19 protein-coding genes are annotated in these 24,183 nt (G+C 72.7%); 6 read left to right on the top strand and 13 right to left on the bottom strand.

Translation table 11 applies throughout. The features are described 5' to 3' along the window. Window positions 1-51: 51 nt before the first annotated feature. From ASD19_RS13110 to ASD19_RS13090, 5 genes are all read right to left on the bottom strand, one after another. Window positions 52-1,038, bottom strand: a complete 987-nt coding sequence (locus tag ASD19_RS13110) for an LLM class F420-dependent oxidoreductase (protein WP_055993521.1) — start codon at window positions 1,036-1,038, stop codon at window positions 52-54. A 10-nt stretch (window positions 1,039-1,048) separates the two neighbouring features. Then, window positions 1,049-1,969: a DNA-methyltransferase gene (locus ASD19_RS13105; protein ID WP_055993519.1), complete on the bottom strand. Its 921-nt coding sequence runs from the start codon at window positions 1,967-1,969 to the stop codon at window positions 1,049-1,051. 11 nt (window positions 1,970-1,980) lie between these two features. Then, a complete protein-coding gene (locus ASD19_RS13100) occupies window positions 1,981-3,030 on the bottom strand; it encodes a lipoate--protein ligase family protein (RefSeq protein ID WP_055993517.1) in 1,050 nt (349 codons plus the stop codon). Window positions 3,031-3,185: 155 nt separating this feature from the next. Further along, on the bottom strand, window positions 3,186-5,735 hold the full coding sequence (locus tag ASD19_RS14640) for a thrombospondin type 3 repeat-containing protein (protein ID WP_055993514.1): 2,550 nt from the start codon (window positions 5,733-5,735) through the stop codon (window positions 3,186-3,188). 138 nt (window positions 5,736-5,873) lie between these two features. Then, a complete protein-coding gene (locus ASD19_RS13090) occupies window positions 5,874-6,845 on the bottom strand; it encodes a helix-turn-helix domain-containing protein (RefSeq protein ID WP_055993512.1) in 972 nt (323 codons plus the stop codon). A 98-nt stretch (window positions 6,846-6,943) separates the two neighbouring features. Between ASD19_RS13090 and ASD19_RS13085 the strand changes: the two genes are divergently transcribed. Genes ASD19_RS13085 through ASD19_RS13075 form a run of 3 tightly spaced genes read left to right on the top strand, consistent with a single transcriptional unit; the run spans window position 6,944 to window position 10,466 of the window. Beyond that, complete coding sequence (locus tag ASD19_RS13085; RefSeq protein WP_082543193.1) at window positions 6,944-8,698, top strand: circularly permuted type 2 ATP-grasp protein; 1,755 nt, start codon at window positions 6,944-6,946, stop codon at window positions 8,696-8,698. After that, window positions 8,692-9,624 (top strand): alpha-E domain-containing protein, encoded by a 933-nt coding sequence (locus tag ASD19_RS13080; RefSeq protein WP_055993510.1) that lies wholly within the window; start codon window positions 8,692-8,694, stop codon window positions 9,622-9,624. Before ASD19_RS13085 ends, ASD19_RS13080 begins: the two co-directional genes overlap by 7 nt. After that, complete coding sequence (locus tag ASD19_RS13075; RefSeq protein WP_055993508.1) at window positions 9,621-10,466, top strand: transglutaminase family protein; 846 nt, start codon at window positions 9,621-9,623, stop codon at window positions 10,464-10,466. Before ASD19_RS13080 ends, ASD19_RS13075 begins: the two co-directional genes overlap by 4 nt. 135 nt (window positions 10,467-10,601) lie before the next feature. On the opposite strand, the gene ASD19_RS13070 is transcribed toward ASD19_RS13075, so the two are convergent. Continuing rightward, window positions 10,602-11,975: an MFS transporter gene (locus ASD19_RS13070; RefSeq protein ID WP_167626790.1), complete on the bottom strand. Its 1,374-nt coding sequence runs from the start codon at window positions 11,973-11,975 to the stop codon at window positions 10,602-10,604. Window positions 11,976-11,980: 5 nt separating this feature from the next. After that, a complete protein-coding gene (locus ASD19_RS13065; protein WP_055993505.1) occupies window positions 11,981-12,403 on the bottom strand; it encodes a MarR family winged helix-turn-helix transcriptional regulator in 423 nt (140 codons plus the stop codon). Between the two features lie 77 nt (window positions 12,404-12,480). Between ASD19_RS13065 and ASD19_RS13060 the strand changes: the two genes are divergently transcribed. Next, window positions 12,481-13,347: an alpha/beta fold hydrolase gene (locus ASD19_RS13060; RefSeq protein WP_055993503.1), complete on the top strand. Its 867-nt coding sequence runs from the start codon at window positions 12,481-12,483 to the stop codon at window positions 13,345-13,347. Between the two features lie 64 nt (window positions 13,348-13,411). Here the strand turns inward: ASD19_RS13060 and rocD are convergent, their stop codons facing one another. The 4 genes from rocD to ASD19_RS13040 all read right to left on the bottom strand — a co-directional run bounded on the left by rocD (window position 13,412) and on the right by ASD19_RS13040 (window position 19,844). Further along, on the bottom strand, window positions 13,412-14,590 hold the full coding sequence (gene rocD / locus ASD19_RS13055) for an ornithine--oxo-acid transaminase (protein ID WP_327040993.1): 1,179 nt from the start codon (window positions 14,588-14,590) through the stop codon (window positions 13,412-13,414). Then, entirely contained in the window at window positions 14,587-15,453 is an 867-nt protein-coding gene (gene ddaH, locus ASD19_RS13050) for a dimethylargininase (RefSeq protein WP_055993499.1), read from the bottom strand. The genes rocD and ddaH overlap by 4 nt, the downstream gene beginning before the upstream one ends. Window positions 15,454-15,593: 140 nt before the next feature. Further along, on the bottom strand, window positions 15,594-15,797 hold the full coding sequence (locus ASD19_RS13045; RefSeq protein ID WP_055993497.1) for a hypothetical protein: 204 nt from the start codon (window positions 15,795-15,797) through the stop codon (window positions 15,594-15,596). Between the two features lie 60 nt (window positions 15,798-15,857). Beyond that, complete coding sequence (locus tag ASD19_RS13040; RefSeq protein WP_082543192.1) at window positions 15,858-19,844, bottom strand: proline dehydrogenase family protein; 3,987 nt, start codon at window positions 19,842-19,844, stop codon at window positions 15,858-15,860. A 116-nt stretch (window positions 19,845-19,960) separates the two neighbouring features. Here ASD19_RS13040 and ASD19_RS13035 point away from each other — a divergent pair, with 116 nt between their 5' ends. Together ASD19_RS13035 and ASD19_RS13030 are read left to right on the top strand one after the other, a co-directional pair. Next, entirely contained in the window at window positions 19,961-20,710 is a 750-nt protein-coding gene (locus ASD19_RS13035) for a hypothetical protein (protein WP_055993494.1), read from the top strand. After that, window positions 20,707-21,297 carry a hypothetical protein gene (locus ASD19_RS13030; RefSeq protein WP_055993491.1) on the top strand — a complete coding sequence of 197 codons (591 nt, stop codon included), beginning with the start codon at window positions 20,707-20,709 and terminating at the stop codon, window positions 21,295-21,297. Before ASD19_RS13035 ends, ASD19_RS13030 begins: the two co-directional genes overlap by 4 nt. A gap of 329 nt (window positions 21,298-21,626) precedes the next feature. Here ASD19_RS13030 and ASD19_RS13025 read toward each other — a convergent pair whose 3' ends face one another. Continuing rightward, entirely contained in the window at window positions 21,627-23,165 is a 1,539-nt protein-coding gene (locus ASD19_RS13025) for a hypothetical protein (protein WP_055993489.1), read from the bottom strand. An 82-nt stretch (window positions 23,166-23,247) separates the two neighbouring features. Next, window positions 23,248-24,120, bottom strand: a complete 873-nt coding sequence (locus ASD19_RS13020) for a CHAD domain-containing protein (RefSeq protein ID WP_055993487.1) — start codon at window positions 24,118-24,120, stop codon at window positions 23,248-23,250. Window positions 24,121-24,183: the final 63 nt, after the last annotated feature.

Raw genomic sequence — 24,183 nt, 5'->3', positions numbered from 1 at the left:
CGGCCACCGACATCCGGAAGACCGGTCAGCGCGGCCGGTCTTCCGAGCCGGTCAGCCGAGCGCGGGGATCACCTTCTGCTCGAACAGCTCGACGCCGGAGCGGTCGTACGCCGACTCGGGGAAGTAGTGGATCGCGTAGCCCATACCCGCGTCCCGCATGCCGGCGAGCTTCTCGGTGACCTGCTCGACGGTTCCGACCAGGCTCTCGCCCGCCGAGTAGTTGTGCATGAACCGCTCGATGCCGTCGCCGAGGTACGGCTCGACCCGCGCCCGGATGGCCGCGAGACGGTCCTTCACCTCGGCCTCCGTCTCGCCGATCACGGTGTTGAAGTTGGCCGAGCGCGTGATCTCCGCGAAGTCGCGCCCGAGGCGGTCGGTGTGCCCGCGCAGGATCTCGCTCTTCTGGCGGAACACCTTGACGCCGCCGTTGAAGTTCGTGTAGCTCGCGTACTTGGCCGCGATCTTCAGCGTCACCTTCTCGCCGCCGCCGGCGATCCACATCGGGATGCCGCCCTCCTGCAGGGGCAGCGGCCGGACGATCGCGCCGTCGACCTGGTAGTACGTCCCGTCGAGGGTGGCCGAGCCGGTCTCCCAGGCCTGCTTCATGATCTCGACGCCCTCGCCGAGCATCCTGAGGCGGTCCGGGATCTCGGGGAAGCCGTAGCCGTACGCGCGCCACTCGTGCTCGTACCAGCCGCCGCCGATGCCCATCTCGACGCGGCCGGCCGAGACGTGGTCGACCGTCGCGGCGACCTTCGCGAGGTACGCGGGGTTGCGGTAGCCCATGCACGTGCACATCTGCCCGAGGCGGATGCGCGACGTCGACGCCGCGAAAGCCGACATGAGCGTCCAGGCCTCGTGCGTGGCCTCGTCGCTCGGCACCGGCGTGGTGTGGAAGTGGTCGTAGACCCACAGCGACTCCCACGGACCCGCATCGGCGGTCAGCGCGAGCGACTGCATCGTGCTCCAGTGCGCAGCGGGGTCGATGTCGACCAGGTCGAAGCGCCAGCCCTGCGGGATGAAGATTCCGAATCGCATACCTCTCACCCTAGGGATGCAGGAGCGCGTGGGGAATCCTTTCCCGGATGATCCGGATGGCCTCGGGGCTCTCGTCGACCAGGACCGCGTCGCGGCCGAGCGCCGACGCGACCGCTCCGGTCGTGCCGCTGCCCGCGAACAGGTCCAGCACGCGGTCGCCGGGGCGCGACGACGCCTGCACGATGCGCCGCAGGATCCCCTCGGGCTTCTGAGTGGGGTAGCCCGTGCGCTCGCGCCCGCTCGTCGTGACGATCGTGTGCCACCACACGTCGGTGGGCAGCTTGCCGCGCGCGGCCTTCTCGGCCGTGACCAGGCCCGGTGCCATGTACGGCTCACGGTCGACCGCATCGGAATCGAACCAGTAGCGATCCGGATCCTTCACGTAGACCAGGATCGTGTCGTGCTTCGTGGGCCAGCGGCTGCGCGACTTGGCGCCGTAGTCGTACGCCCAGATCAGCTCGTTGAGGAAGCACTCGCGCCCGAACACCGCGTCGAGCATCACCTTGGCGTAGTGCGCCTCGCGATAGTCCAGGTGCAGGTAGAGCGTGCCGTCGTCGGCCAGCAGCCGCCACGCCTCGAGCACCCGCGGCTCGAGGAACGCCCAGTAGTCGTCGAACCGGTCGTCGTACGTGCGCAGCGCGCCCCGGATGCGCTCGTATCCGCCGCCGCGGTAGCCCGCCCAGACCCGGACGGGTCCGACAGAACGCAGGACTTCTGAGGCCGGATCGGCGTGTCGTGGCTCCGACACGCCGTCGGCGGCGCTGAGGTCCTGCGTTGTGTCCGAACGCCGGGCGGTCTGCGTGCGGTGCTCGCGGGCGCGGCCCGTGTTGAACGGCGGGTCGAGGTAGATCAGCGTGAACGCGCCGTCGGGCAGGGTGCGGGCGACCTCGAGGTTGTCGCCGTGGTGGACGGTGACGGATCCGCGAGTCACGGATCCCTGGCTCAAGGGACCCGGTGCAGCCACGCGTCGGTCGCGAACTTGGAGGCGACCAGGGCCTCGGCCTCGGCGTACTCGTCGGGGGCGATCGATCCCATCGTCGCGCCCGTGAAGCCCTGGAAGGTCCTGATCAGGCTGTCGATGATCTCGCGGCGGCTCATGCCGGTCTGGCTGCGGAGCGGGTCGACCCGCTTGGCGGCCGAGGCGGTGCCCTTGTCGCTGAGCTTCTCGCGGCCGATGCGCAGCACCTCGGTCATGACCTGGCCGTCGATGTCGTAGCTCAGCGTGGCGTGGTGCAGCACGCCGCCGCCCGCCAGGCGCTTCTGCGCGGCGCCGCCGATCTTGCCGCTCGGGCTCGCGATGTCGTTGAGCGGCTGGTAGGTCGCGTCGATCCCGAGCGCGCGCAGCGCCTGCAGCACCCAGTCGTCGAGGAACGCGTACGAGTCGGCGAACGTCAGCCCGGCGACGAGCGACGCCGGCACATACAGCGAGTACGTGATGATCTGGCCCGCCCCCATGAGCATCGCGCCGCCGCCCGAGATGCGGCGCACCACGTCGAAGCCGTGCCGGGCGGCGCCCTCGGGGTCGACCTCGTTGCGGTACGACTGGAACGACCCGATCACGACGGCCGACTGGTCCCACTCCCAGATGCGCAGCGTCGGCTTGCGGCGCCCGTCGCCCACGCGACCGGTGAGCACCTCGTCGAGGGCCAGGTTCATGTGCGGGGAGACCGCGGGGTCGTCCACGATCTCCCACTCGAAGTCGGTCCACGCCGACGCCGTGACGAGGGCCCGGCGCACGGCGGTGCCGACCGACTCGGGCGTGAAGCCGAGCAGCTGCGCGCCCTCGGGCAGCGCCCCGCGCACGGCTGCGGCGATGGCGGCTACGTCCGCCGTCTCGGGAAGCCCGTTCACGGCCGCGTTGATGTCGAGCAGCGCGTCGTCGGGCTCGAGGAAGAAGTCGCCCGCGAGGTGGAAGTCGGCGATGCGTCCGTCCACGACCTCGAGGTCGACGACCACGAGCTTGCCCCCGGGCACCTTGTATTCGCCGTGCATGGCTCCAGCCTACGGTCGGGCCCGCGCCGCCCGGCCAGGGCCCCGCCGCCTGGCCCGGGCCACGAGACTGGTCCCGGGCGACGAGACTGGTCGTCCCGACGCCAGTCTCGCCTCCCGGGACCAGTCGAAGGCAGGGGGCCGCCGCGACCCCGGGGTCAGACCCGGCGCGTGGGCTGCGAGGCCGGGTCGTACGGGTCGGTGCCGTGCGCGCGCTCCTTGGCGTTGCTGTGCCCGTCGCCGTCGATGTCGCCGTCGCACGCGTCGCCCGCGCCGTCGCCGTCCAGGTCGGCCTGCGAGGCGTTGGGCTGGCGCTCGCAGTTGTCCGACGCGTCCGCGATGCCGTCGCCGTCGCGGTCGACGCCCGGGGCGGTGTGCACGACCGTGCGGGTCGCGGTCTGGAAGACCCCTCCGTCGCGCTCCCACACGATCCCGATCTCGTGGACGCCGACCGGGACGTGCACGTCCGCAGCGAACACCTCCGCCCGGTCGCCTCCGGTGGTGTCGACGTCGATCACCGCGACCTCGGCGCCGTCGACGGAGATCCGCACATGCTCGTTCGCCAGCGAGGCTCCGGTGCCGGGCTCGGGCTCGCCGCCCGGATCGCCGGGCGCCGGCACGACCGTGGCCGTCAGCGTGTATGCCGTCTCCGGCACGCCCACGATGAGGTACGGGTCGACCGCGATGTCGAGCGTGCCCGTGACGCCCTCGAGCAGCACGGCCTCGGGCTGGGAGGAGCTCGCCGAGCGACCGGATGCCGCTCCGGTGATGAACATGTCGAGGTCGCTCGCGTCGGCCCACTCGAGCCGCACCTCGACGTCGCTCCGCTCGGGCACGGTGAGGGTGTGGTGCTGGATGGTCGCGTCCAGCTCGCCGAGCGTCGAATCCGTCACCGTGAAGGTGTTGCCGTCCGGGTGCTCCAGCACGATCGTGTCGATCAGGCTGCCGACCTCCGAGCCGCCGCCCGCGCCGCCGTCGCCCGCCGACGCGGCCGGCTCGGTTCCCTCCGGAGCCGCGACGCCGACCTGGCCGGCGTCCGGAGCGCGGTCGTCCTGCACGACGGTCCAGGCGCGGGTCGGCGCCTTCAGCCCCGAGAGGGCGAACACGTCGTACGGCGCGGTCACGGATGCCGCGGCGAGGTAGCTGCGCGGGATCCGGAACGTCACGGTGTCACTCACGGCGTCCCACTGCGACCACTCGCTGGGGAGCGTGCGCTCCATCGAGTGGTCGTACGTGACGACGTCGCTCGAGGCGCCCGGCTCGGCGAGCCACGACTCGATCTCGCGCCCGTCGATCGCGACGCCGAACTTGGTCAGGCTCGTCGAGTCGGCCGGCCAGAGCTCGGCCGCCTGGATCACGACGTCCACCGTGAGAGGCGTCACCTCGACGTCGACGCGCTCGATGTCGGTGAGGTCCGAGCTGGCGTCGCCCGAGGGGTCGTCGATCGCGACCGACGTGGCGACGGGCTCGTCACCCAGCGGCAGGCGCTCGACCGTGCCCGCGACGTGCACGTGGCCGTCGGCGGTCTCGTGCCCGTGCTCGGGCGAGTCGACCGTGAGCACGTTCTCGTACGAGCTCACGGGCTCGGGCGTCCAGTCCACCGGCTCCGCCGCCGGGACCAGGCCGAGGTCGGGCTGCGGGCAGTCCCACACCGATCCGGTGCTCGACGCGTACAGGTGGTTGTCCGGGTGCTGCACCTGGAACGGGTTGCCGTCGCCCTGCTGGTCGTTGACGTGCAGGTGGTCGTGCTCGTCGACCGCCTGGTCGCCGTTCACGTCGAGGTAGCGGCTCATCCGCGCCGCGAAGCCCTCGACGTTCAGGGTCGAGACGCACTTGCTCTGCCCGGCCGGGTCGGCGCTGTAGGCCATGATGTCGGTCGTGGGCACGGGGCCCCACTCGCCCTCGGCGCCGTCGCCGACGTGGCCGAGCGTGAGGCAGTGGCCCGTCTCGTGCAGCACGAGGTCGAACAGCGAGAAGGTGTCCGTGGTGCCGGGGACGGGGTCGATCGCCCCGTTGACCGAGAAGCAGACGTTGCCGCCGGCGCCGCCGCAGTCCTCGACGTAGTAGCCGCCGCCGTCGCCGTGATGGCCGTCGTAGCCCGGCATGCCCTCCCACGTGTCGAGCGAGAACGGGTTCGGGATGCTGTGGCACGGCACGCCGTTCTCGTCCATGACGCCGATCGAGTCGGTCAGGTACGTCGTCGGGTCGATGCCGATGCCGATGCCGCCGACCGGGTTGGTGGCGATGATCACGATCTCCGGGTCGTACAGCGGGTAGGTGCTCGGCACCGCGCCGTCGGTCAGGCCGACGATGTCGGTGCTGATGGTCCACTCGACGCCGTCGCGCAGCCAGTCCAGCCCCATCTGGTCGGCGAGGTACTCGATGCCGCCCTCCCAGGCCTCGGCGGCCTGGCGCATGATGCGCAGGTCGCGCTCGGCCGTGGGCGAGGCGGGCACGAGCACCGCCACGTCGATCTTCGGGCTGTCCAGCGTGTTCAGGCCGGTCTTGCCGTGGAAGCAGATGTTGTCCGGGTTGTCGCGGCTGTAGTCCTTGATGCAGCCCGGCGGCAGGTTCCCGTCGCCGTAGTAGGGGCCGACGTAGTCCTCGGAGGGCGCCGCGGTCGCCGCGACGGGGGCGACCCAGGACGCGGCCCCGAAGGCGAGGGCGGCGAGGAGGACCAGGATGACGCGGGGCAGACGACGGCGCATAGGACGCTCTCTTCACTGAGAAGGGGCGGCGTCGCATCGGGGCGGGCCCGACGCTCGGCCAGGTGGTGGGCACGCTACTCCCGACCTCGTGACCGGATCCGGCCAATGTCCGCTGGCGGCCAGTTTTCGGTCGAACGATCAGATCCAGCCGCGCTTCGCCGCGATCGCTCCCGCCTGGAACCGCGACTGCGCCCCGAGCTCGTCCAGCAGCTCCTTCGTGCGGCGGCGCACGGTCCTCTCGCTGAGCCCCAGGTGGTGGGCGATGGAGAGGTCGGTCATGCCCGCGACGAGCAGCCGCGCGAGCTCGCGCAGGTCGGCCTCGTCGGACTCCCGCACCGCGTCGTCGTCACCGGGCCGGATCTCGGATGCCTGCGCCCACACGGACTCGAAGAGGGCGATCATCGAGTCCAGCAGCACCGAGCGCCGCACGATCACGACCGCCTCGGCCGCCCCCGCGTCGGACTGCAGCAGCGGGAGCATCCCCCACTCCCGGTCGATGATGGCGAGCTTGAGCGGCACCGGCGCGACGCGCGCCTGCTCGCCGCCGCGCACGCCGTTCATGATCCGCCGCACCTCGACGGGGTCGTCCAGCAGCCCGCGGTCGAACACGGTCCGGATCCGCACGCCGTCGGTCTGGAACCGGCGCGCCTGCTCCTCGCGGACCTCCTCGATCTCCTCCGGCGGAGTGGCGTACGGAGGCCGGTCGAACACCGCGATCTCCTCGCGGGCGCTGCGCACGACCTGCCGGAACAGCTGCCGCGCCGATCCCGGCCCCGACACGACCTCGATCAGCGACGCGGCGTCGTCGCCGCGATCCGCCGCGCGGACCCGGGCCGCGAGCTCTGTGGCGCGCGCCCGCACCTGGCGCAGCGCGGCCATCTGCTCGGCGACCAGGACGTCGATCGCGTACTCGGGCGGCGCCACGACGTACACGGGCTCGGGCCCCGCCGCCCGGCGGACCAGGCCCCGGCTCTCCAGCGTCTCGAGCGCGATCCGCTGGGCCTCGCGCTCGCCCAGCGCCAGCACGTCTTCGAGCGCGAGCCGGCCGCGCGTCACCAGCAGCTCGTAGAGCTCGGCCTCCGCTCTGCCGAAACCGAGGGCCTCGAGCATGCGTCCTCCCGACGTCCGGCGCGCCCGCGCGACGCGCACTTCAGTGTGCCCCACACCCGAAACATCGCCGCAACCTGACTCCCCGGTACGCTCGCCCCATGGGGGACCTGTTCGACGGCTACGGATCGACGCTCGCTCCGCGCAAGACGCCTCAGGGCCTGCCCGCGTTCGACGAGATGTTCGGCCAGCCGGCCGGCTCGGGCGACACGGCCGAGGCCCGCGCGGCCTACCGCGAGCTCTACCACGCGCTCGCCCGCATGACGCAGGACGAGCTCCGCGGGCGCACCGAGTCGCTCGCCTCCAGCTACCTCGCGCAGGGCGTCACGTTCGACTTCGCGGGCGAGGAGCGGCCGTTCCCGATCGATCCCGTGCCGCGCGTCATCGCGTACGACGAGTGGGCGCGCGTCGAGGCGGGCGTGAAGCAGCGCGTGAAGGCGCTCGAGGCGTTCCTGGAGGACGCGTACGGTCGCCGCTACTGCGTGCGCGACGGCGTGCTTCCTGCCGCGCTGATCGCCTCGTCGCAGTACTTCTATCGCCAGGCGGCGGGCATCCATCCGGCCAACGGCGTGCGCATCCAGGTGGCGGGGATCGATCTGATCCGCGACGAGCACGGCGAGATGCGCGTGCTCGAGGACAACGTGCGCGTGCCCAGCGGCGTGAGCTACGTCATCTCGAACCGCCGGGTCATGGCGCAGACCCTTCCCGAGCTGTTCGTCTCGATGCAGGTGCGGCCGGTGGGCGACTACCCGAACAAGCTGCTGGCGGCGCTCAAGGCGGCCGCTCCCCCGGGCATCGACGAGCCCAATGTGGTCGTGCTGACGCCGGGCGTGTACAACTCGGCGTACTTCGAGCACACGCTGCTCGCGCGCCTCATGGGCGTCGAGCTGGTCGAGGGTCGCGACCTGGTGTGCACGGGCGGCCGCGTGTACATGCGCACCACCCGGGGCCTGCGCCGCGTGGACGTGATCTACCGCCGCGTCGACGACGACTTCCTCGATCCGCTGCAGTTCCGCGCGGACTCGATGCTGGGCGCGCCGGGCCTGCTCCTCGCCGCACGCCTGGGCAACGTCGCGATCGCGAACGCGGTCGGCAACGGCGTCGCCGACGACAAGCTGCTGTACACGTACGTGCCCGACCTCATCCGGTACTACCTGGGCGAGGAGCCCATCCTGAAGAACGTCGACACGTGGCGCCTGGAGGACCCGGGCGCGCTCGAAGAGGTGCTCGACCGCCTCCACGAGCTGGTCGTGAAGCCGGTCGACGGATCGGGCGGCAAGGGCCTGGTCGTCGGGCCGGATGCCTCGCCCGCCGAGCTCGAGAAGCTGCGCAGGCGCCTGATCGCCGACCCGCGCGGATGGATCGCGCAGCCCGTCGTGATGCTGTCCACGATCCCCACGCTGGTGGAGGACGGGATGCGCCCGCGCCACGCCGACCTGCGGCCGTTCGCCGTGAACGACGGCAGCGACGTGTGGGTGCTGCCCGGCGGCCTGACCCGCGTGGCTCTGCCCGAGGGGCAGCTGGTCGTGAACTCGAGCCAGGGCGGCGGGTCCAAGGACACGTGGGTCGTCGGCGGCACCGCGCCCGAGCACGTCGAGTACGGCCAGGGCACGGGGCTCGCCGGCCTCGTGGCCGACCAGGCCGCGACGGTCACGCAGGCCATCCCGATCATCTACGACCCGCAGGACGAGGTCGCGCACTCGCCGCACGACGATCCGGGATCCATGGCCCAGAGCGAACAGCAGCAGCAGGGCCGCTCCCTGCCCGGTTCCCATGTCTCACTTTCGGCCGCTGAACGCCCCTTATTCCGGCCCGAAGTGAGACATGGATCCAGGGCGGGGGAGGGATCATGCTGAGCCGCATCGCCGAGTCGCTGTTCTGGATCGGGCGCTACATCGAGCGCAGCGACGGCACGGCGCGCATCCTCGACGTGCACCTCCAGCTCCTGCTCGAGGACCCGTGGATCGACGAGGACACCGCGTGCCGCTCGCTCCTCGCCGTGATGGGTGCCATCGCTCCCGGCGAGGTCGACCAGGTGCGCCGCGAACACGTCCTCGAGTACCTCGCGGTCAGCCGCGGCACGCCGTCGAGCATCGCCTACTCGCTCACGGCCGCGCGCGAGAACGCCCGCCGCGCGCGCGAGATCGTCTCGACCGAGCTGTGGGAGTGCCTCAACACGACCCGGGCCCGGATGCCGCGCCGCCTGCAGTCCGAGAAGGCGCACGAGTTCTTCCAGTGGGTGCGCGAGCGGGCGGCGCTCGCAGTCGGCATCGCGGACTCCTCCACGAGCCGCGACGAGTCGTGGCAGTTCTTCACGCTGGGCCGCAGCATCGAGCGGGCCGACATGACCGCGCGCCTGCTCGCGACCCGGTCGCTGACGCAGGCGTCCGGGCCGTCGTGGACGACCATCCTCCGCTCCTGCGGCGCGTACGAGCCCTACCTGCGCACCTATCGCGGCATGCCGAGCGCCAAGAACGCTGCGGAGTTCCTGCTGCTCGACCGGCTGTTCCCGCGGTCGATCATCTTCGCGATCTCGCAGGCCGAGCAGTGCATGCAGGCGATCGACCCGGTCGCCGACCGCGTGGGCCACTCGAACGCCGTGCTGCGGGCGCTCGGACGCATCCGCAACGACCTCGAGTACCGCCCCATCGGCGAGATCCTCAGCGAGCTCCCCGAGCACATGGATCGCGTGCAGCACGTCACGCGCGAGGCGTCGGACGCCATCCGGCAGCGCTTCTTCCCGACGCAGACCGAGCCGACGTGGATCGGAGAGAGCTCATGAAGCGGCTGCGCATCGAGCACGAGACCGGGTTCCGCTACGCGGGCAAGGTCGCCGCGTCGTACAACGAGGCGCGGATGCTGCCGGGCACGACCGACAGCCAGTTCGTGCTGTCGTCGGGCCTCGACATCCATCCGACCGCGGCGGTCAACTCGTACGTGGACTACTTCGGCACGCGCGTGACGTCGTTCGACGTGCTGTCGTCGCACGACGAGCTGAAGATCACCTCGCGCAGCCTGGTCGAGGTGCGGCCGCGGCCGATCGAGCACCCGGACATCACGTGGGAGCGCCTCGCGCGCGACGCCGAGCGGTCGATCGACACCGTCGAGATGCTCGTGCAGACGACCCGCACGGCGCCGCATCCGGAGGTCGCCGAGATCGCGCGCACGATCGCGGATCGCCACGACAACCCGAGCGAGGCGGCGCACGCCATCGCGACCGCGATCGGCGAGGCCGTCGAGTACATGCCCGGCGTCACCGAGGTGCACTCGACCGGCGCCGAGGCGTGGGAGGCCCGCAAGGGCGTGTGCCAGGACATCACGCACATCGCGCTCGGGGCGCTGCGGTCGGTGGGCATCCCCGCGCGCTACGTGTCGGGGTACCTGCACCCGCGGCCGAACGCCGAGGTGGGCGAGCCCGTCCGCGGCGAATCCCACGCATGGATCGAGTGGTGGGCCGGCGACTGGCAGGCCTACGACCCGACCAACGGCATCGAGATCGGCGACCGCCACGTGCTCGTCGGCCGCGGCCGCGACTACAACGACGTTCCGCCGCTGCGCGGCGTCTACGCCGGCCCGCACAAGAGCGAGCTCTACGTCACGGTGACCATCACCCGCGAGGCGTGAGGTGGGAAGCGGCTTCGGCCGTTTCGTCTCCGCTCCTTCGTCGCTCCGCTCAACGACCGGCGGCTCCGGACCCCGGTCGTTGAGCGGAGGCGAGGAACGAGCCGGAGTCGAAACGACCCAAGCCCGCCGCGGGCCTCAGCGACGGACGGGCACGGAGCCGGTGTCGAGGTCGTCGCGCTCGCCCAGGCGGATGGGCGTGGTCTGCGCGCCCTCGTTGCTGAACTCCTCGGGCGCGACCGTCGGCTGCGGGCGCGTGATGACCGAGATCGGGCGCGTCTCGTCGAGCACGAGCCCGAAGCCCTCGTCCTCGGGGCGGCGGTGCAGGCGGCCCGACGCGATGACCCACGTGAGGCCGATCGCGCACGCGGCCAGGCCTCCCGCCGCGCCGACCAGGATCGCGACGCGCGGGCCGAACTCGGCCGCGACCCAGCCCACCAGCGGGGCGCCGAGCGGGGTGCCGCCCATCAGGATCGCGACGTAGAGCGCGAGCACGCGGCCGCGCAGCGACGCGTCCGTCGTGGTCTGGACGTACCCGTTCGCCGTGGTCAGGGTCGTCACGACCGTGAACCCGACGAACACGAGGCAGAGGGCGTAGAGCCAGTAGAGCGGCATGAACGCCGACACGATCGACACGACGCCGAAGCCGCCGGTCGCCAGGATGGCCACGCGCAGGCGGGCGCGGGCGCGGCGGGCCGCCAGCAGGGCGCCGGCGAGCGACCCGATCGCGAGGATCGAGCTGAGCAGGCCGAAGCCGTCGGCCTCCTCCCCGAACTCGAGCGCCATGGTCGAGGCGAAGATCGGGAAGTTCATGCCGAGCGCGCCCATCAGGAAGACCATCGCGAAGATCACGAGCAGGTCGGGGCGGCGCGCGACGTAGCGGAAGCCGTCGGCGAGGCGCGCCGAGGCGTCCGCCCGCTTGCGGGGGATCAGCTCTCCGGTCCGGATGACCGCCAGCGCGATCAGCATTCCCGCGTAGGCGATCACGTTGATCAGGAACACCCATCCGGTGCCGACGGCCACGATCAGCAGGCCCGCGACGGCCGGGCCGATCATCCGGGCGCCGTTGAACGACGCCGCGTTGAGCGCGACCGCGTTGGACGCGTTCTCGCGGTGCACGAGGTCGGACACGAACGCCTGGCGCGCGGGGTTGTCGAACGCGAGCACCACGCCGGTCGCGAGCGCGAACGCGTACATGAGCGGCAGCGTCATGAGCCCGGCGAGCAGCAGGATGCCGATCGCGAGCGAGAACAGCAGCAGCACGCACTGCGTGATCAGCAGGATGCGGCGCCGGTCGAAGCGGTCGGTGACCAGACCCGACAGGCCCACGAGGAGCAGCGGCGGGCCGAACTGGAGCGCCATCGTGACGCCCATGGCGCCCGCGTCGTTGTCGGTCAGCTGCGTCAGCACGACCCAGCTCTGGGCGGTGGACTGCATCCATGCGCCGATGTTGGACACGAGCGCGCCGATGAACCAGACGCGGTAGTTGAAGGAGGCGAAGGATCGGAACATGGCACTCATCGCTCGATGACCTTCAGGATGATCTTCGCGGCCGCGCGGAGCGTCTCGCGGTCGCCGTCGGGCAGGTCGGCCAGCACCCGGGCGAGCCATTCGTCGCGCCGGTGGACGGTCTCCTCGACGACCTCCAGGCCGGTCGGGGTGATCGCGATGTTGACCTTGCGACGGTCGTCGGCGTCGGGCTCGCGGGTGAGGTACCCCTCCTCCTCGAGGCAGTTGACGGTGCGGTTCATCGACGGCGCGGTCACGCCCTCGCGCTCGGCGAGCGCCGTCAGCGTGTGGGGGCCGTGCAGCTTGAGCGCGACGAGCACCGCGAACTGACCGTCCGACATCGTCGTGACCGCGCGCTGCTGCCGCAGTCGGCGGGCGAGGCGGAAGGTGGCGGCGCGGATCTCGGAGGCGTCGGAGGAGAGATCTGGCATCGTGTTCCTTAGCCTAACTCATTAGTTAGGTTAAGGATCTGGCGGGCTCCGCTCAGCGGGAGTGGCAGGATCGGGCCATGCCGTCAGAACGGGACCTGCACTTCGTCGACGACCACGGCGTCGAGATCGTCTATGACGTCCACCGCGCCGACACCCCGCGCGGGGTCGTGCAGCTGCTGCACGGGGTGGGCGAGCACGCGGGGCGCTACGCCGCGCTCATCGACGCCCTCGTGGGGGCGGGCTTCACGGTCTACGCCGACGACCACCGCGGCCACGGGCGCACCGGCATGCGCCAGCACGGCGATGCCGCGAAGCTCGGGCGCCTCGGCGTCGGCGGCCACCGCGCCGCGGTCGCGGCGTGCGCGCAGCTGACGCGGATCATCCGGGACGCGAATCCGGGCCTGCCGCTCATCCTGCTGGGCCACTCGTGGGGGTCGTTCCTGGCCCAGATCCTGCTGAACCTCGACCCGGCCGCGTACGACGCGGTCATCCTGAGCGGGTCGGGCCTGCGGACGCCGACGTCCCTGAACTTCCTGCCCCTCAACGCACGGTGGAAGGGCCCGGATGCGACGGGCGTGGAGTGGCTCGCGACGGACCCCGAGGTCGGGCGCGCGTTCCTGGAGGACCCGCTGGCGACGGACGTGCCGATCCAGAAGCTCTTCGGGGTCGTGGAGGGCGCGCGCATCTACGGACTGCCGCGGCGCGGCCTGCGGGCGGCCGCCGGGCACGACGTCCCCGTGCTGCTGATGGTGGGGAGCGACGATCCGGTGGCGGGGCCGCTCTCGGTGCACCGGCTCGCGCGGGCCTACCGCGATCGCGCGGGCCTCGAGGACATCACCACGCTCGTCTACCCGGGCGCGCGCCACGAGATCTTCAACGAGGTGCAGCAGGCCCAGGTGCGCGCCGACCTGCTCGCCTGGCTGGACCGGCGCTTCCCGGCGTGATCCGGTGCGGATGCGCCCTGACGAGACTCGATAAGGGCGCATCCGCACCGGAACGCGGGCGGTGTCAGCCCTTCAGGGCGAACGCCAGCTGCTCGAGCGCCCAGTCGATCTCGGTCGCGCGGATCACCAGGGGCGGCGCCATGCGCAGCGTCTGGCCGTGCGTGTCCTTCGCGAGCACGCCGCGGGCGAGCAGGCGCTCGGCCACCTCGCGGCCCGTGCCGGCGGCCGGATCGATGTCGATGCCCGCCCACAGGCCGGCCGAACGCACCGCGGTGACGCCCTCGAGCTTCTCGAGCCCGGCGCGCAGGTGGTCGCCGAGCTGACGCGAGCGCTCCTGGAAGCGGCCGGTCTTCAGCAGCTCCACGACCTTCAGCCCCACGGCGGCCGCGAGCGGGTTGCCGCCGAACGTCGAGCCGTGCTCGCCGGGCCGGATGACCCCGAGCACGTCCTCGTCCGCCACGACCGCCGACACCGGCAGGATGCCGCCGCCCAGCGCCTTGCCGAGCAGGTAGACGTCCGGCACGACGCCTTCGCGGTCGCACGCGAACGTCTCGCCCACGCGGCCGAGGCCCGACTGGATCTCGTCGGCGATGAACAGCACGTTCCGGGCCTTCGTGACCTCGCGCACGCGGCGCAGGTAGCCGTCGGGCGGCAGCACGACGCCGCCCTCGCCCTGGATCGGCTCGATCAGCACGGCGGCCGTGTTCTCGTCGATCGCGGCCTCGAGCGCGTCCGCGTCGCCGAACGGCACCGCGACGAAGCCCGGCGCGTACGGGCCGAAGTCGTCGTGCGCGGTCGGGTCGTCGCTGAAGCCCACGATCGTCGTGGTGCGGCCGTGGAAGTTGCCGAGCGCGACGATGATCTTCGCCTGCTCGGCCGGGATGCCCTTGACCCGGTAGCCCCAGGCGCGCGCGACCTTGATGCCGGTCTCCACGGCCTCGGCGCCCGTGTTCATGGGCAGCACGAGGTCCTTGCCGCACAGCTCCGCGAGCGCGGTGGCGAACGGGCCGAGCTGGTCGTTGAAGAACGCGCGGCTGGTCAGCGTGAGCCGGCCCAGCTGATCCTGCGCGGCCTTCACGAGCTCCGGATGCCGGTGCCCGAAGTTGAGCGCCGAGTAGCCGGACAGCATGTCGAGGTAGCGCTTGCCGTCGACGTCGGTCACCCACGCGCCCTCACCGTGCGAGACGGTGACCGGAAGCGGGTGGTAGTTGTGTGCGACGTTCGGCTCGAGCGCCGCGGTCACTTGCGACCCCGGAGCTCGAGCGTGCAGCACTTGATGCCGCCGCCGCCGAGCAGCAGCTCGGACAGGTCGACCAGCACCGGGTTGTAGCCGCGCTCGCGCAGCTGCTGCTCGAAACCCTTGGCGCGCGGCGAGATGATCACGTTGTACCCGTCGCTCGCCGAGTTCAGGCCGAACACGGCGCCGTCCTCGTCGGACACGCGGATCGCGTTCGGGAAGCGGCGCTCCAGCTCGGCCTGGCTCGCCTCGTCGAAGGCGTGGGGCAGGTAGGCGATGCCGGGCTCCGCGCCGTCCTCGACGATCGGGTCGAGCACGGCCAGGGCGGTGTCGAGGTGGTAGAACCGCGGGTCGACCAGCGTGAGGCTCACGACCTCGCGGCCGAAGACGCGCGCGACCTCGGCGTGGCTGTCGCCCGTCGAGCGGAAGCCGGTGCCGGCCAGGATCACGTCGCCGGCGAGCAGGAAGTCGCCCTCGCCCTCGTTGACCTCCTCGGGCTCGCGCGTGTCGAAGCCGTTCGCGCGGAACCACTCGATGAACGCGGGGGCCTCGCCCTGGCGCTCCTCGTAGCGGAACTTCGGGCCGTAGGCGATGCCGTCGATCAGGAAGCCGCCGTTGGCGGTGTACACCATGTCGGGGTAGCCCGGCACGGGGTCGATCAGCTCGACGTCGTGGCCCAGCTCGAGGTACGTGTCGTACAGCTTCTGCCACTGCGACACGGCCAGCGCGGTGTCGGTGGGGTTCGCGGGCTCCATCCACGGGTTGATGGAGTAGCTCACCGTGAAGTGCTCGGGCCGGCACATCAGGTAGCGACGCTTGTGCTGCGTGCGCTGCGGGGCCGTGATCGACGCGGTCGCGGTTTCGGACATGGTGCTCCTCTGCAGATAGCGGCGGACGCTGTCCAGAGGCCCGGCGGAGCTGTGAGAAGCCAACGGCACGGGCACGCCGGGATCATTCTCGCACGCACGCCCGGATCCGCGCCGGATGTCCGCGCGACGGATCGCGAGGGTCAGAACGTCGGGCGCATCCAGCTCGAGCGGCCCTCGGCACGCAGCGCCGCCGCCTCGGGCGACTGCTCGGGGGCCGTGCCGGCGCGCAGCGTGTCGTCGCGCACGGCGTCGCGCGCCCGGCGACGCTCACGCAGCCGCCACATCACCGCGCCGCCCAGGATGGCCGCCAGCAGCGCCGCCCCGCTCAGGGTCAGGATCTCCATGGCGCCAAAGTACCGGCGCCGACCGCACCGGGGAAGGATGCCGCCGAGGTGCCCGGGTGGTCAGATGACGTCGGCGCTGAGGCGGTCGGGGTTGCCGAAGCGGTGCGCGGTGATCGTCACGGACTGCTCGCGCAGGAACGGCAGCAGCTCGATCCGGCCCGCCGTGGTGACCTCGCCCGCGTAGATCGCGAGATCCGGGTCCCCGGCGACCGCCTCGGCCAGCGCGGCGTGGAGCCGGGCGACCGACTCGGGCGAGCCGACCAGGCGCACCCGGGACGGGCGCGGGCGGTCGGAGAGGAGGTCGGTCATGTCCTCGTCGGAGGCGCTCTCGCCCTCGCCGGGCTCGAGCTCGTCGGGAGCCGGCTTCGGCTCGCTTCGCTCGCTCAGCCCGTTTCGACTCCGCTCGCTGGCGCTCGCTCCGCTCAACGACCGGGGGGAGGGGACCGGCTCCGCTCCGCTCAACGACCGGGGGGACGTGGCCGGCTCAGCTCCGCTCAACGACCGGGGGGTATGGACGTCGTCTTCGGTCACCGGCGACTCGGAGGCGACGCCGCGCATGCGCTCGATCCACTGGTCGTCGGTCTCGACGTGCACGGAGACGTCGAGCTGGCCGAGCACGCGGCGCACCGCCGCCGGGAGCCCCACCGGGGTCGACAGGACGAAGTCGCCCCCGGTGCGGACTCCGGCGATGACGACGCGCAGCACCGCCTGCCACGTGGCGTCCGCCGTGGCCCGCACGGCGACCGGCACGGGCCGGTAGCGGAACAGGTTGCGCTCGACGCCCAGCCGCGAGACGTCCTTGACGCGACCGAACTCGCGGTCCCAGGCGACGGCATCCGAGAGCGCGGCGCGGCGCAGCCAGTCGAACTCCTCGTAGCTCAGCGACGGCTGGGCGGCCTCGATCACGGCTGCGATCCGGGTGTCGAGCCCGCGCAGGTGCAGCGAGCGACCCGACGGCCCGCCCGACGAGGGGCGCCACGATCCGAGGCCGATCAGGTAGTTCGGGCCACCCGCCTTCGCCCCGGCGCCGACCGACGAGCGCTTCCAGCCGCCGAACGGCTGGCGCTGCACGATCGCCCCCGTGATGCCGCGGTTGACGTACAGGTTGCCCGCCTCGACCGTCTCGAGCCACAGGGCCAGCTCGTGCGGATCCTGCGTGTGGAGCCCGGCGGTGAGGCCGTAGTCCACGGCGTTCTGCAGCTCGATCGCGCGCGCGAGGGTCGGCGCGTGCATGATGCCGAGCACGGGGCCGAAGAACTCCTCCCGGTGGAAGCGGGATCCGGGCTGCACGCCCGTGCGGATGCCGGGCGTCCAGTAGCGGCCCTCGCCCTCCCATCCGGTGTCGCGCACGCGATGCGGCTGCACGAGCCAGCGCTCGCCCTCGTCCAGCGTGGTGAGCGCCCACTCGAGCTTGCCGGTCGGCTCCTCGATGACCGGTCCGATCTCCGACAGCGGATCCGACGGCGGGCCCACGCGCAGGGAGCGGGTCGCGTCGACCAGTTGCCGCGCGAACCGCTTGGACCGCGCGACCGGGCCGACCAGGATCGCGAGCGACGCGGCCGAGCACTTCTGGCCCGCGTGGCCGAACGCGCTCTTGACCAGATCGGCCACGGCCAGGTCGAGGTCGGCCGACGGCGTGACGACGATGGCGTTCTTGCCGCTGGTCTCGGCCAGCAGCGGCAAGTCGGGACGCCAGCCGCGGAAGAGCTTCGCGGTGTCCCACGAGCCGGTCAGGATGACCCGGTCGACCGCCTCGTGCCCGATGAGCCGGCGGCCCAGGTCGCCCGAGCCGCGATCGCCCTCGGAGAGGTGCACGAGCGCCAGGACGTCGCGCGGCACGCCGGCGTCCCACAGCGCCTCGGCGACCACGGCCGCGCAGCGGCGGGCCTGATGGGCGGGCTTGAACACGACGCCCGATCCCGCGGCGAGCGCGGCCAGCACCCCGCCCGCGGGGATCGCGATCGGGAAGTTCCACGGCGGCGTCACGACGGTCAGGCGCGACGGCTCGAACACCGCGCCGGGCACCCGGTCGAGCTCCCGCGCGGTCGCGGCGTAGTAGTTCGCGAAGTCCACGGCCTCGCTCACCTCGGTGTCGGCCTCGGCGAAGACCTTGCCGGTCTCCGACGCGGCGACCTCGATCAGCTCGCCGCGCCGGGCCTCCAGCGCGCGGGCGGCGCGCCGCAGCACCTCGCCGCGCTCGGCGGCCGGACGCCGGCCCCAGTCCTCCCCCGCGGCGCGCACGCGGGCCACGAGGTCCTCGAGCGCCTCCGCGTCGGTCACGCGCGCCGCCGCGATCGTGGCATCGCCCGCGGTCGACCCGGGGATGCGCGCCAGGATCTCGCGGGCCCAGGCCCGGTTCGCCGGCAGCGCGGGGTCCGAGTCGGGCGCGTTGCGGAAGCCCGGCGCCCCCTCGGCGCGGGCGCTCTCGCGGCGCGCGAACACGGCCGTCTCGACCCAGTCGTCGCCGAGGCCACGGAACTCCACGGTCGGGTCGTCGATCTCCTCGTCGCCGAGCGCGGGCGATCCGGATCCGCGCGCGATGTCGAGCACGGCCTGCGTGAGATCCTCGTCCGCGCGCTCCGCGGCATCCGCGTTCGTGGCTTGCGCCTCGGCCCGGTCCTGCGCCCGGTTCGGCCCGGTCGGCAGCGTCGGCTCGGCCGCGCGGCGCACGGAGGCGACGAAGCGGTCCCGCTCCCGGATGAACAGGGCGCGGTCCTCGTGCATGCCGAACGCGGCGGACAGGAAGTTCTCGCCCGACGCGGCCTCGTCCAGGCGCCGCACCAGGTAGCTGACCGCGACGTCGAACTCGTCGGGCCGGACGACCGGGACGTAGAGGAGCACGTGGCCGACCTCGCGGGACACGGCCGCGACCTGCGCCTGCGCCATGCCGAGCAGCATCTCGAACTCGACGTCGTCCCTCACCCCGCGCTCGCCCGCGAGCAGCCACGCGTAGGCGATGTCGAAGAGGTTGTGCCCGGCGACGCCCACGTGGACCCCGCGCGTGTGCTCGGGCCGGAGGGCGAAGTCGAGGCACCGCAGGTAGGACGCGTCCGTGTCGAGCTTCGAGTCGTGGGTCGCGAGCGACCAGCCGTGCATGATCGCGTCGACGCGCTCCATCGGCAGGTTCGCGCCCTTCACCAGGCGGATCTTGACCGGAGCGCCGCCCGCGTCGACCCGCTCGTTCGCCCAGGCGGTCAGGCTCTCCAGGGCGGGGAGGGCATCGGGCAGGTACGCCTGCAGCACGATGCCGGCGCGGTAGTCCATGAGGTCCGGATCCTCGAGCAGGCGCCGGAACACCGCGATCGTCAGGTCGAGGTCGCGATACTCCTCCATGTCGAGGTTGAGGAACGTGCCGTGGTCAGCCGCCGTGAGGTACAGCGGGCGGAGCCGCTCGACCACGAGATCGACCGTCTCGTCGAACGCCCACATCGACAGGTGGCTCGCGATGGCGGACACCTTGACCGACACGTAGTCGACGTCGGGGCGCCGCACCAGCTCGTGGATCCCCGCGAGGCGCCGCATCGCCTCCTGCTCCCCGAGCACCGCCTCGCCGAGCAGGTTGAGGTTGAGGCGCGCCCCGCTCTCCCGGATGCGCTCGATCGCCGGGCCGAGCTTCTCGGGGCGCGCGTCGACGATCAGGTGGCCGACCATCTCGCGCAGGATGCGGCGCGCGGCCGGCACGACCGCCACGGGCAGCACCGGCGCGACCGCGCCCCCCGCGCGCACGGCGCCGCGCAGGTACCAGGGCAGGAAGTCCGGCACGAGCGGGGCGATCCGGTTGAGGTTCGCCGCCGCGGCCGTGAGGCTCTCGGGACGCATCACGCCGTCGACGAAGCCGAGCGTGAACGGCAGGCCGTTCGGGTCCTGCAGCACGCCGGCCAGCCGGCGCGCCGAGGCGTCGGTCTCGGTCTGCGCGGCCTCGCTGACCCAGCGCTGCGCCAGGGCGACGGCGTCCGCCACGAGATCGCCGGATCCGGCGGGAGCAGGCTCGGGCGGGCCCGGATCCGGGGCGCCGGATCCCGAGGACGGGTCGAGGACGTCGGCCATGCGATCAGCCTAGGTCGGCCCGCGGCGCCGCGCAGGGTTCTCCACCGCCGTGCCGCGGACGGCGGTGGGCACCTCTGTCACGGGCGCGCGGGCGCGCGCACGGGCATACTGACCACATGCGCGAGGGGGAGGCGTTCACGCAGGCGGCCGACGTCGCCGCACCCGCGTCGGCGCCCGAAGACCCCGCATCGGCGCAGAAGCGCACGACGCCGCGGCAGTGGATCAAGGTCGCGGCCGGAAAGGTCCCCGCGACGTGGATCACGGTCGCCGCGACGGCCGTGTTCCTGGGTGCCACGGCCGGCTTCGGCGGGCTCGCGGACGCCCCCGGTCCGGAGCCGGAGCCGCTGCCGGTGCTCGCAGCGGGCGAGACCCACACGAACCAGCAGTTCGACATCACGGTCGAGCGGGCGGTGCTGATCGACGAGCTCCCCGGCTCGGGCACCTATCCGGAGGAGGGCGAGCGCGTCCTGGCGGTCGTCGCGACCCTGCAGAACATCACGGACAACCCGCTGCTCAGCTCGCAGTTCAGCGAGGCCACCTTCACGATCGAGGAGCTGCCCGCCCAGCGCCCCTCCGGCGACGAGGCGACCAGCTCGATCGCCCGTGTCGACGACTCGACTCTCGCGCCCTGGCTGCAGCCGGACGTCCCCGTGCAGGTCGTGGTCAGCTGGCCCGTCCCGGGCGACCTGCTCCGCGCGGGCGACCTCGTGCGCCTCACGCTGTCCGACTACGAGCGGTACGACTGGCACCGGCTCGGCGGCAGCGAGGACGACCACAGCTGGGTCGATCCCGCCCCGGCCGCGTACGTCGACCTCGAGATCGAGGATGTCGGAGCGGGCGCGGACAGCGAGGAGGACGGCGGATGAGCCCCCTGAGCGCGACGCACCTGCACTCGGCCGGGCGCTGGGCCATCGGCGTCGGCCTGGTGGCCGCGGCCTGGGGCGTCATGGCCCTGACTCCGGACACCGACTTCCCCAAGCAGCCGTTCCCCGTGGCGGCGACGCTCGGCGAGCCGGCCGAGGCGCGCAACCTGCGCCTGACGGTCCTGGACGTGTCGGGCGCGTCCGAGCTGTCCGACGCGCACGGCTGGAGCGGCCCGGGCCCGTGGCTGCTCGTGGAGTTCGAGGCCGAGGCGGTGTCGGAGGAGGCCACGGCCTCGCTGCAGCGCATCGAGCTGCGGATCGGCGACCGCACGTACCGCGCGACCGACCGCCCGCTGTTCGCGGCGCCGCGAGAGCGCCTCCGGATCGGCCTGCCGGCCACCGCGACCGCCGCGTTCGAGCTGCCCATCGACGCTCTCGAGGACAGCGCGCAGAATCGCCGCGCGGTCGTGAGCTTCGCCTACGACGACATCAACAGGCAGCTCGACTCGGTCGTCACGCACGAGGTCGACCTGACGCAGATCTCGTTCGCCGCGCCCGCGGAGATCCCCGACCGGGAGTGGTCGCGATGAGCTGGTGGCGTCGCAACGGGCTCGCGCTGGGCGCGCTCGCCGCGCTGATCCCCGCCGCGGTGGTCGTGATCGGCGGGCAGGAGTGGATCACGTACTACGGCTACCGGCCGATCTCGCCGATCGAGGTGCCCGAGGGCGAGTCGGTCGAGTTCGCCGGCGCCACGTTCGGCGACGCCCGGCTGACGGACGCGACGGCGGAGCTGACCGACCAGATCCCGGCTGACGCGAAAGTGGTCGTCGTCGAGATCGCGGTGCGGCCGGGCGCGGAGCCGCCGATGTGCGACCTCACGCTGCGCGAGGCCTCCGGCGCTCGCCACTGGGAGCGCGCGTCATCGCCGTCGGGACCGCTCGACTGGGACGGAACCGACTACTGCCCGTCGGACAGCACCGCGCCGTACCTCATCGAGGCGCCGTTCCTCCTCCCGGAGGATGCCGAGGGCCCGTTCGTCGCGGAGCTCGTGGTCGCGGACGAGCTGCCGCGGTTCCTGCGCCTCGAGGTCGGCGACTAGGCCCGCGCTCCCGGCGCGCGGGATCGGCGGCGCCCCTGGAACGGGCGGCGCACCGGGCACCGGCGGTGTGCCCGGGACCGGCGGCGCACCCGCAGCGGGCGGAACCGGCGCATCCGAGCTCGGCGCCGACGGCGCCGCAGGCGTCAGCCGCTGCAGCGTGGCGTCGTAGGCGGCCGCGACCAGGGCGACCACGATCGGCTGGAGCAGGATCTCCGGGATCTCGCCCAGCGAGTTGCCGATCGCCAGCCAGAACGTCGCGAAGTCCTGCGGCCCGATGAGGCGCGTGATCGCCCACCACACCGGCACCTCGAGCGCCCCGACGATCGTGAACAGCAGGACGTATCCGCCGACGAGCACGGGGCCCGCGCGCCACATCAGCACGATCGCCTTCCAGATCGGCTCGAAGCGCGAGGTCGTGAGCTTCGACGCGTCACGCACCACGCGCCGGAACGGCGCCCGCAGTGATGCGTAGCGTCGCTTCACGCGGTCGAACCCCATGCCCGAGAGCTCGGGGGCCTTCGCGGCGACGGCGTGGCCGTAGATCGTGCCCGCGACGGTCAGCCAGGCGATCGGCAACAGCACGACGCCGCCCGTCTCGCCGACCAGCCAGACCAGCCCGTCCCACACCCACACGACCGGGAACAGCGCCTCGGCCAGCCACTCGCGCAGGTCGGCCAGCCACACCATCGCGACGCGTCCGGCGATCCACCCGCGCACCGCGTTCAGGATGTCGATCAGCAGCATGAAGGTGAACGTGACCCAGAGGCCCTCGAGGTACACCGTGACGGGGACCAGCCAGCGGCGCTTCTTCGCCCACTCGCGCCCGAGCAGCCACCGCACCGCGAACGCCGCCGCGACGATCGCGATCGACACCGGGGAGAGCACCATCTCGCCGGGGACGTAGTCCCACTCGCGCGGCGCCACGCCGGCCTCCGGCGGCGCGAAGGCCTCGACGGCCGTGATCTCCGTGCGCACCTCCAGCGCACGGAGGATGAACGCCCACATGTCGTCGGTCATGTAGCTGTACGCCGTGTACAGCGCGATGAACGGCAGCATGCCGCCGAGCATCATCCGCCCGAACTCGCGCCGGCGCTCGGCGCGGTCGACGGACCGCGGCACGAGCGCGTCGAGATGGCGCAGCCCGTCGCGGACGACCGCGAACATCGCCACGTACGCGACGAGGCGTGCGATGGGGGCGAGCGGCAGCAGCAGCGCGCCGCCGAGGTCGCTGAAGGCCCCTACCCAGCCCGCGAGCTGGATCGCAGCATAGTGCCCGATCGTGCCCGCGAGGTACCACGCGAGCAGCGCGGGCCAGTGGGCCGCGAGCAGCCGCCCCGTGGTGGCGAGGATCCCGAGCACGGGATCACGGTACCGCGCGGGATCCGGATGGACCGAGGACCGCGCATGGGCACCTCTGCGTCGCGAGGACCACGAGGCGTGCTCAGTCTCCCGTGACCTCGGCGACGAGGCGGCGGCTGCGCGACCCGTCGAGCTCGGCCCACGCGTCGGCGAAGCCGGCCCGGGCGGCCGCCTGCCGCTGCGCGAGCGCGCGATCGAGCTCCGTGCCGGCCGCCGCGGCGCCCGCGTGATCGGCGGCCTCGCGCACCAGGGCCCGCTGCGCCACCGCGTCCTGGTGCGCGCCGAGCACGTCCTGCAGGCGCTTGAGCATCTCGATCAGGGCGTCGCGCGCCTCGGGGTCGGTCAGCCCACCGAGCCGGTCGAGCAGGTAGCGCAGCTCCTTCGCGCGCTTGCGGAGGGTGTGGAAGTGCTCGGCCGGCGAGGCGTCGTCGATCGCGCGGCCGGCGCGCGCGACGCGCTTCCACGCGGTGGCGATGCGGCGTCCCGCCACCCGGCGCGCGGACCGCACGGCGTCCGGGCCGCCGCCGGGCACGGCCAGATCGCGCCGCCATCCGGCCATCAGCGCGGCGAAGCGCTCCGAGCGCAGGGTCCGCACGAGCGCGCCCCTCGCGCTCGCTCGGCGCCGCACCAGCCGGGCCCGCACGGCGGCGAGCGCGGCGGCGTCCTCGGTCTCCAGGTCGTCGAACCCGGCGAGCAGCACGTCGAGGTCGCGCAGCAGCGAGGTCCGGTCGGCGAGCCTGCCCAGCTCGGCCCGGCAGCGATCGCGCGCCTCCGGCGTCAGCACGCGGCGCCCGGCCCGGACCACCGCGCGGGCCTGGCGCACGGCGACCCGCAGGTCGTGCAGCAGCTCGGGATCCCCCGAGCGGCAGACGCGCTCGGCGAGGTCGGCCACGGTGTCGTGCAGCCCCGCCAGGACGTCCGCGAAGGCCTCGCCCGCGGTCAGCGTGCTCGCCATGGGCCCGAAACTACCCGCGTGCCGGGCGACGGCGCACCACCCCGGGCCCGGCCTTCCGGAAGG

It is taken from the genome of Microbacterium sp. Root53 (genome assembly GCF_001426925.1).
GTDB lineage: Bacteria > Actinomycetota > Actinomycetes > Actinomycetales > Microbacteriaceae > Microbacterium.
This window is presented reverse-complemented; position numbering and strand designations above follow the sequence as displayed.